This window comes from Saccharopolyspora sp. SCSIO 74807, assembly GCF_037023755.1.
GTDB lineage: Bacteria > Actinomycetota > Actinomycetes > Mycobacteriales > Pseudonocardiaceae > Saccharopolyspora_C > Saccharopolyspora_C galaxeae.
This window is the reverse complement of sequence record NZ_CP146100.1, coordinates 2,909,068-2,917,500: the sequence shown is the minus strand read 5'-3', so window position 1 is coordinate 2,917,500 and position 8,433 is coordinate 2,909,068. Positions and strand designations below refer to the sequence as shown.

The window sequence follows — 8,433 nt, the reverse complement described above, 5'->3', positions numbered from 1 at the left end:
CTGTTGAGTTCTCAAAGAACACACCCACACCAGAACCCCAGCACCAACCAGGCACCAAAACCCCGGGGAGTCATCTCTTCGTCTTGCTGATGTTTCAAACTCTAGCAGGCCCGAACCCCGCCGTTCTCAGGGGGGTCACCTCACGGTCACCCGCGCTGAACCGGCCCGCGGTCGATCCTGCTTTGAAGTTCTCCACCGCCCGCGGCCTTTCGGCCCCGGACTCCGCCACCGCCCGGTCCGTTTCGTTTCCGGCCCGTTCCGCGCTGACGGAGAGAAACTTACAGGCCCGGGAAAACATCGTTGAAACCGCCCCCCACTTGATGCTGAAACTGCAGGTCACGCCCGGCAATTGCGGCATCACCCGGATGGAGGCTTGCGGAGGGCCCGTCGGATGAGGCTGCCGGGGCGCCCCACCTTCGGGTGATCACCGAGCGTTCCGCGATCGATCGCGCCCGCGCGCCGGTAGCGTCGATCGTCGACCAAGAGGGCCGACCGACAGGACGGGGGTAAGCGGTGGACTCGACACCGATCTACACCGAGTTGCAGGAACAACTCATCGACCCGGAGGAGAACAACTGGAGTCTGAGCGCTCCCCCGGAGTTCGCCGCGGCGCTGGCCGAGAACGCCGAGCCGGCCGCGACCGAAGCCGAACCGGCGAAGCACCACAACTCCAAAGGCCGCGGCAAGAAGCGCAGGCACCGCGCCGACGACTGAGTCCGCGGCGAGCTCGCACACGCGCGCCCGCGCGAAAACGGACCGCGAGAACGAAGACGGGCCGGGAACGACAACAGGCCGGGAACGAACACTGGGAGCAAGAAGAACCGCATCGCGGAAGACCCACGATGCGGTTCTTTGCGTCTTGCCGTCGGTTCGGCCTGCGAACCGGTCATGACGCCCGGCCGCTGCGGTACCGGGACCAGGAGCGGAAGTCAGTCCACCGCGGACGAGAATTGCGGCAACGACACCGCCGGGACCGCCGCGGTCTGCCCGTCGTCCTGCTGATCCTCGTCCCGCTGCCCGCGCTCATCGCGCTGTGGCAGGGAGGCGGCGGGGGATTCGACGACCTCGGTTTCCGGTTCCTCGGCTGCCGGCTCGGCGTCCTGCTGCTTGCTGAGCCGATCCTTGGTGCGTTGCGCGGCGCCCCGGATCTCTTCGGTGAGCGCGCGGTTCGCCTGGCGGGCCGCGCGTTCTTCGCGTTCCTGGCGTTTGCTCGGTGCGGCGGGTTCTTGTTCCCGCTCCTTGCCGGGCACCGTCGCCCGCTCGATGTAGCGAGCCAACAGCGTCCGCAACCGCCGCGCATGTTGCTCGCTCAGGTCGATTTCGTAGGTCACGCCGTCCAGCGCGAAAGTGACGGTCTGCTGGGCTGGCGACCCGTCAATGTCGTCGACGAGTTCGACCTGAATCCGCTCGGCCATGATCACCTGTCTCGGGAACGTGCCCCGTCTCGATCCGCGACACCTGCAGGCGAGACACCTGCGACCCTGACCAACGTTGTAGCACGCAGCATCGCTGTTGTCTCGCGGTCAACGATAGAACAGCACCACCGGCGGTTGAGAACCGCCGTGCGGGGGCACGTGGTCCTCGAGCCGTTCGACTCCCAGGAGCCGACAGCCACCCGGAGGCGGGGCCGACGGGCGAACCACCCGAGGCCACGGTAGCCGATCGCCGCGAAATCGAGAAAGTAATATGCAGCACAAGCAGCCGAGTAGCGGATCCAGGTAGCGCAGCCGCGCACCCGGGACCGGGGTGGCACATTTTCGCAACAATCGTTTATTGTTCCCCCGCTCTTCGTCGTAAGCTCTTGCGCGAAGGCCAGGAAAAACGAACCGGGAATCGAGGGTTTACCAGTGGCGCAGAAGGTCACAGTGCAGCTCGTCGACGACGTCGACGGGTCGGAAGCGGAGTCGACGGTCGAGTTCAGCCTGGACGGCGTCGACTACACCATTGACCTGTCCGCCGACAACGCCGCCCAACTGCGGGACTCGCTGGCGTCGTACGTCTCCCACGCGCGCCGCACCGGCGGCCGGAAGCGGACGGGCGGCAAGGCGGGCAAGTCCCCCTCCGCCGCACCCACCGCGGCGGATCGGGAGCGCAACCAGGCCATTCGGGAATGGGCGCGGACGCAGGGGATGCAGGTGTCGGATCGGGGCCGGATTCCCTCGGAGATCGTGGAAGCCTACGACAAGGCCAAGTGAGGCACCCGGGATGTTGCGAGGGCCGCGGCGGACCGGAACATTTCGCCGCTAGCCGCGCGCGAACCTCGCAACATTCCGCCCGCTGCCGCGAACTCGCACCCGGGTTCTCGGCGGCCGCCGGGAATGGCCGAAACGAGCGGCTCGGCAGATCTCCCCGCAACCGGGTCCCGGCCGGGTTGGCCACGTAACATGCCGGGCATCCCGGAAAGGAGAGGCGAGCAGCGGTGGACTACGTGGTGACGGCCGAACTGGAACCGCCGGCGGCGGTCAAGGAACTCGACGCCTTGCAGCAGCAAGGTGTCGTCGCGCTGCTGGATCGCAGACTCGCGCTGGTGGAGGGCGTCACCGGTCCGGAAGAGACCGACATCGACGTGCTCGACTTCCGGATCTCCACCCAGCCGGACCGGGCGAACGTGGTGCTGGTGCTGGACGCCCCCTCGCTGGCCGCGGCGGAATGGGCGGGCGCGACGGTGCTCGACGAGCTGCTCGGCGAGATCGAGCAGCTGTCGTCGTGGACGGTGGCCGACTCGTCGGTGCGCATCACCGAGGACGAGTTCAATCAGAGCCTCGCAGGGGCCGACGAACTCACCGCGCCGGACAGCGCCTCCAGCGAGCTGCAGGCCGCGGTCGAGGAGGCGCTGGAGTCCTCCTCGGCGGAACCCGCTTGGGAGACCGAGCGCTGGCGGGACACCTTGCTGGAATGCGCCGGTCGGCTGCGCGCGTTCGGGGCGGAGGCGTTCACCCCGGAAAGCACCGGCGCTGCGGAAGACGCCGCCGCGGGAAAGGCCGAGCTGGCCGCGGGCGCGCTGATCCACGCGGTCCGGGTGGTCACCGACGAGATCTTCTACGACGAGCTGTCGCTGGCGATCAACAACGCCACCGTGGACGAAGCCGCCGGCCTGCTGGTGCTCGAAGAACTGCCGCCCTGCTACGACCAGCGTTACGACTCGACCTTCGCGCGCGCGTTCCTGCTCTCGTCCGCCGCGGTGTCCGAGCGGCTGGCCGCGACGGAATGGGTGCCGCCGCGCTGCGTCGCCGAGGCGCTGGCGCTGCGGCTGATCGTGCACGAGGCGCAAGTGCTGCTGGAAGCCGCGGAACTGCTGGAGTGGGCCGACAGCGCGCCGATCTTCGCGAAGTTCACCGCGGCCGCGTTCACCAGCACCGCGCACGAAGAGCTCTACGACGTCGACGTGCAGCTCGACGACAGCGCCGAGGAGACGTTGACCGCGGACGTCGAAGCCGGGCTGCGCGAGCGCGGCCTGTCGTTCGACAAGTGGTTCAGCCCCGCGGCGGGCACCGGCGCGCTGCACCCCTACTTGCACTTCCTCTGAAACGCGAACCGCCCGCCGGACGCGGTGTTCCGGCGGGCGGTTCGCGGTCGGCTCAGCTCTGCTGGCGCACGGCGTGCGGTGGCACGGTGCAACCGATGAGGCTGGCGTCGTCGATGGTCTGCGGCTGGTACTTGCTGTTCGGCAGCGCGTCCAGCATCACGTTCGTCGGGTCGTCCACCGGATCGGCGCGGCCGAACAGGAACGACCACTCGTGCTCGTCGGAGCCGAAGTAGGTCACCGTCTCGAACACCGACCGGAACCGGTTGTAGGACCGGATCAGCGTCTCGTTGCGCCAGATCGTGGGGCAGCCCGCCTGGAACGCGACGACGCCGCCCGGTGCGAGCACGGTTTGGCAGCGTTGCAGGAATTCCAGGCCGTAGAGCCGGTTGTGCTGCCCGTCGGCGTCCTCGGCCTGCTCGTCCGGCAGATCCACCACGACGAGGTCGTAGCCCTCCGGCGGGGCCTGGTCCAGGAAGCTCCAGCCGTCGGCGTAGTGCAGGGTGATCGGACCTTCGCCGCGTTCGAGCGCGGGCAGGTCCTGCGCGCGGTAGCCGTAGGGCAGGTGCTCGGCGCAGCGGCGGACGCACTCCTGGTCGATGTCCACGTGGTCGACCCGGGTGGCGCCCGCGGCGACCGCGAGCTCGCTGACCACGCCTTCGCTGGAACCGATGATCAGCACCTGGTCCAGCTTGCCTGCCAGCAGGAATCCGGGGACCACCATCGCCTCGTGGTAGACCAGCTGCGAGAACTCGGTGCTCTGCCGGTCGTCGTCGCAGAACAGCGAGGCGCCCTGCCCGGTGCGGCCGATCAGCACGTGCTGGTAGGCGGTGTCGCCCTCCCACAGCACTTCGTCGACCCGCCAGAGCCTGCGCATGTCGGCACCCAGGGGTTCGCTGACCCAGCGTTGCCCGTCGAGTTCGATCAACGGTGCTCCTCCTCGAAGATGTCGCCCGCGTTGGGGGATGTCGCCCGGTGGGGCGGAGAACGCGCCCGGCGGGACGAGTGTGGCAGAGCGCGCCGCGCAGGTGGGGTGTTCGGCCGCGGCGCGCCAGGATGTCGCGCGCGCCCGGCCCGGACCGCTGCGCGTGCCGGGCGCCGGCGCGCCGCATCGTATGTCCATTGTGGAGCGTTGCTCGCCGGCCCACGCTGCGGCGGGCCGGCGAGCACCGGTCACGACGCCAGTTCTTCCGGGTAGTCGCGGCCCCGGCGGATCGTGCGGGTGTTCACCGACTCCGGCCGCAGCGCCTCGGCGAGCAGCTCCACCGCGCGTTCGGGTTGCGCGGTGTGCCCGCAGGTGAACACGTCGATGAAGATCGAGCCCTCTTCGGGATAGGTGTGCAGCGAGGCATGGGATTCCGACAGCAATGCCAGCACCGTGACGCCTTGCGGTTCGAACCGTTTGGCGATCACTTCGCACACCGTGGCCTGCGAGCGGCTCAACGCACTGTGCAGCGTGTCCCTGAGGAACTGCTCGTCGTCGAGTAGCTGCTCGGCCACGCCTTCGAGCTCGGCGAGGACGTGCTGCCCGGTGAACAGACCGATGGGCTGCAGGGTTCCGGCATCAATCGACATCTATCGACCTCCCAACATTTCACAGATTTCGCCTGGTGAACGTGTTTCGGTAGCTACCGCTGCGGCCGGGCGGGGCCGCAGCGGTCAGGGTCGCTCGTGCCCGTCGATGCAATAAGTGGGCAGCGGCGGGAAACCGTTGAACCCGACCGAGGCGTAGCTGGCCGTGTAAGCGCCTGCGCTGAGCAGGTCCACGACATCGCCGTCGCGCAGCGTGCGCGGCAGCTCGTAGCCCGCGCGCTGGTACAGCACGTCGTCGCCGTCGCAGGTCGGTCCGGCCAGCACGACCGGGCCGGCCGGGTCGCCGTCGCGGGCGGTGCGCAGCCGGTAGGTGATGGCTTCGCCCTCGGTCTCGGCGAGCCCGTTGTAGCGGCCGACGTCCAGGTAGACCCAGCGCCGATCGCTGCCGGTCTCCGCGGCGACCAGCACGACTTCGCTGCGCAGCACGCCGGCGTCACCGACCAGGAAGCGGCCGGGTTCGATCAGCAGTTCCGGGCGCTGCGCGCCGAATTCGCGGTCCAGCGCCTGTTCGATGCGCTCGGCGTAGTCGGCCAGCGGCGGAGCGGATTCGGTGTATTCGGCGGGAAGTCCGCCGCCGAGGTTGACCATCCGCAGCGCGACACCGCGCTGCGCGGCGCCGTCGAAGACTTCGCGGGCGGCGCGGATGCCGTGCTCCCACGCGGCCGCGTCGTGCTGCTGCGATCCGATGTGGAACGACACCCCGCAGGGGTCGAGGCCGAGTTCGGCGGCGCGGGCAAGCAGCCGCACCGCGGTTTCCGGCGGGCAACCGAACTTGCGGCCGAACGGGGTGCGAGATCCCTCGTTGTCCACGAACACGCGGCAGAACACCTGCGAGCCCGGCGCGGCTTCGGCGATCTTGGCGAGGTCGGCGTCGCTGTCGGTGGCGAACAGCCGCACGCCCTGCTCGTAGGCGCGGGCGATGTCGGCGCGCTTCTTGATGGTGTTGCCGTACGAGATCGATTCCGCGGCGGCGCCGTGCGCCAGGCACAGGTCGATCTCACCGGGGCTGGCCACGTCGAACGAGCTGCCCTGCTCGACCAGCGAGGAGACGACTTCGGCAGTGGGATTGGCCTTGACCGCGTAGCAGATCCGCGCGTCCGGCAGCGCCTCGCGCAGCTGCGCGTGGCGTTCGCGCACGACCGCCAGGTCCAGCACCAGGCACGGGGTCGGGAGTACCGCGCGGTCCAGGTGTCCCCGGATCCGTTCAGCTGAACGTGCCGCGCTTCCGGCGACGGTCTCGTCGCTCGGGCGGTCCGTCACACCGGTGGTGGCGGACAAGTCGGTCAATCCCGTTACCTCCGTGTTCCGCGTGGCCTCGCGTGGTTTCCGGGTCCGGTCGACGCAGCGGGGCGCTGCGTGCCGACCAAGCAGAGTACCGGTCCGAGCTGCGGATTACGAACTGTTCGGGTGACTTCCCCCGGTCGTCGGAGTGGATTGTGACCACTCCCACGACTCACCCGCGGCTCGCGGCGGCGTCTTCGGCCGCGAGCCCGAGCGCGAGGTGGAAGTCCACTCGGGTCGAGAAGTTCCCGAGGTCCCTGCCGGTGATCCGCTCCACCCGCCCGATCCGGTACCGCAGCGTGTTCACGTGGATGTGCAAGCTCCCGGCGCAACGCGACCAGGAGCCGCCGCATTCCAAGAACATCCGCAGCGTCCGGACGAGATCGGCGGCGTGCGCCGCGTCGTAGGCGAACAGCGGCCCGAGCACCCGCTCCCGGTAGGACGTTCGCAGCTCGGCGGGCACCGCGGCCAGCAGCGCGCGGTGCGTGGCGAGTTCGTCCGCGGGCACCACCGAGTTGCGCGGGGCGCGTTCGGCGAGCTGCAGCGCGTAGCCGGCTTCCTCCACTGCGGCGCGGAGGTTGCCCGGGTCGCGGACGTCGCTGATGCCCGCTTGCGCGCGCAGTGCGAGTTCGGCGTGCGTGAGCAGCTCGCGGAAGCGGTCCGGGAGTTCGGCCAGCCGCCGCTCGTCGGCGGCGAACACCGCGGCGGCGCCGTCGCGCAGCGGGGCGGTGACCGAGGCGAGTCCGGTGGCGGCGGCGAACTCGCGCAGCACGGCGATCGCGTCGGCCGAGTCCGGCTCGACCACCGGGTCCTGCCCGGTGGACAGCAGCACCACGCGTGCCGGCTCGCCTGCCGGGAGGCCGACGGTTTCCAGTCGCGCCACGACTTCCGCCGCGCTGGAGGTGCCGTCCAGCAAGCGGCGCAGCGCGGACTCCACCGACTGGCCCGCGATCTGCCGGGCCTGGTCGACCCGGGTGCGCACCAGCGCCGCGACGGTGGCGAGCTCGGCGGCCGCGGATGCGGCGGAGCGCACCACGACGAACCAGTGCGCGATCCGCGGGCCGCTGCCCTCCCCGACCGTGCGCACCGCGAACTGCTGCGTCGTGCGGCCGGTGAGGTAGTCGCGCACCAGCTCGTCCCGCTGCGGCAGCGGGGCCGAGCCCGCGACGATCCGGCCGGTGGCCGACAGCGCCCAGCAGTCCGCGCCGAGTTCCGCGGCGGCCCGGTCGAAGACCTGCTCGAGGTCGGCTCCGGCGGCCACGGCCGCGACCCAGTCCCGGCCGGGGGCGCGGTTCGCGGCCATCACCCGCTCGGACAGCGTGCCGAAGCTCAGCGCGAGCGGGACCTCCACCAGCGGCACGCCGCGCCTGCGGCAAGCCTCGACCAGGTCGGGCGGGGTGCTGCCGAGGCGAGCGGTGCCTGCGGCGAGCGCGGCCACGCCCGCATCGGCGATGGCGGCGGCGAAGCGCTCGGAGTCGTCCGGGCCGGTGCGCCACATCATGCCGGTCAGCACGAGTTCGCCGCCTGCGAGGTAGCGGCGCGGGTCCAGCAGGTCGGTGATGTAGACGCCGCGCAGCACCGGGTCGCCGGCCTGCGCGAGCGGGGACAGGCCGAGCTCCGGGTCGGCGAGCAGATCGCTGAGCAGCACCCCGACACTGTGCACCCGCGGCTCGCGCCAGGTGAACGGATCGGCCCTGAGCCGCTGAGCGAACCGCTCTCGCGCGGACGCCGACACGCCCGGGCGCCACCCGCTCGGCGCAAGCGCATCCGGAGTGAACGACCCGTTCGACCAACCTAGTGGGGCGAACGGGACTCTCACTCACTTCCGCAGCCCCAAGGCCGACGCGCCCGGGCGCCACCCGGCCCGCGCAAGCCGTCCGCAGTGAACGACCCGCTCGACCGACCCAGTGGGCCGAACGGGAGCTGCACTCGCTTCCGGGGGCGGGGTGTTCGTAGGAAGGTACGAAGATCGGCGGGTTCGGGCGTCCCCTTTTCGGAGTTTTCACCGCTGGTCAACGCGTCGGCACCGGTTGTGT

General features: G+C 70.3%; 8 protein-coding genes. 3 read left to right on the top strand and 5 right to left on the bottom strand.

Annotated features, from left to right (window positions below; all coding sequences use genetic code 11):
- The first annotated feature begins 513 nt into the window (after window positions 1-513).
- Window positions 514-714: a hypothetical protein gene (locus tag V1457_RS13475; RefSeq protein WP_200073439.1), complete on the top strand. Its 201-nt coding sequence runs from the start codon at window positions 514-516 to the stop codon at window positions 712-714.
- A gap of 215 nt (window positions 715-929) precedes the next feature.
- On the opposite strand, the gene V1457_RS13470 is transcribed toward V1457_RS13475, so the two are convergent.
- Entirely contained in the window at window positions 930-1,415 is a 486-nt protein-coding gene (locus V1457_RS13470; RefSeq protein ID WP_338604100.1) for an Lsr2 family protein, read from the bottom strand.
- Between the two features lie 432 nt (window positions 1,416-1,847).
- On the opposite strand from V1457_RS13470, the gene V1457_RS13465 reads away from it, so the two are divergent.
- Window positions 1,848-2,195 (top strand): Lsr2 family protein, encoded by a 348-nt coding sequence (locus tag V1457_RS13465; RefSeq protein WP_200073441.1) that lies wholly within the window; start codon window positions 1,848-1,850, stop codon window positions 2,193-2,195.
- Window positions 2,196-2,419: 224 nt separating this feature from the next.
- Window positions 2,420-3,526: a hypothetical protein gene (locus tag V1457_RS13460; protein WP_200073442.1), complete on the top strand. Its 1,107-nt coding sequence runs from the start codon at window positions 2,420-2,422 to the stop codon at window positions 3,524-3,526.
- 52 nt (window positions 3,527-3,578) lie between these two features.
- Here the strand turns inward: V1457_RS13460 and V1457_RS13455 are convergent, their stop codons facing one another.
- The 4 genes from V1457_RS13455 to V1457_RS13440 form a co-directional block, all read right to left on the bottom strand.
- Window positions 3,579-4,451 carry a spermidine synthase gene (locus V1457_RS13455; protein WP_233628579.1) on the bottom strand — a complete coding sequence of 291 codons (873 nt, stop codon included), beginning with the start codon at window positions 4,449-4,451 and terminating at the stop codon, window positions 3,579-3,581.
- 245 nt (window positions 4,452-4,696) lie between these two features.
- Window positions 4,697-5,098, bottom strand: a complete 402-nt coding sequence (gene speD / locus V1457_RS13450; protein WP_338604095.1) for an adenosylmethionine decarboxylase — start codon at window positions 5,096-5,098, stop codon at window positions 4,697-4,699.
- Between the two features lie 84 nt (window positions 5,099-5,182).
- Window positions 5,183-6,403 carry a type III PLP-dependent enzyme gene (locus V1457_RS13445; RefSeq protein WP_295140479.1) on the bottom strand — a complete coding sequence of 407 codons (1,221 nt, stop codon included), beginning with the start codon at window positions 6,401-6,403 and terminating at the stop codon, window positions 5,183-5,185.
- Window positions 6,404-6,569: 166 nt separating this feature from the next.
- Entirely contained in the window at window positions 6,570-8,045 is a 1,476-nt protein-coding gene (locus tag V1457_RS13440) for a helix-turn-helix domain-containing protein (protein ID WP_338604091.1), read from the bottom strand.
- Window positions 8,046-8,433 lie beyond the last annotated feature (388 nt).

Excerpts from the sequence above, each read along its gene's own strand:
- V1457_RS13470 (WP_338604100.1), bottom strand. The coding sequence starts at position 1,415 with ATGGCCGAGCGGATTCAGGTCGAACTCGTCGACGACATTGACGGGTCG.
- speD (WP_338604095.1), bottom strand. The coding sequence starts at position 5,098 with ATGTCGATTGATGCCGGAACCCTGCAGCCCATCGGTCTGTTCACCGGG.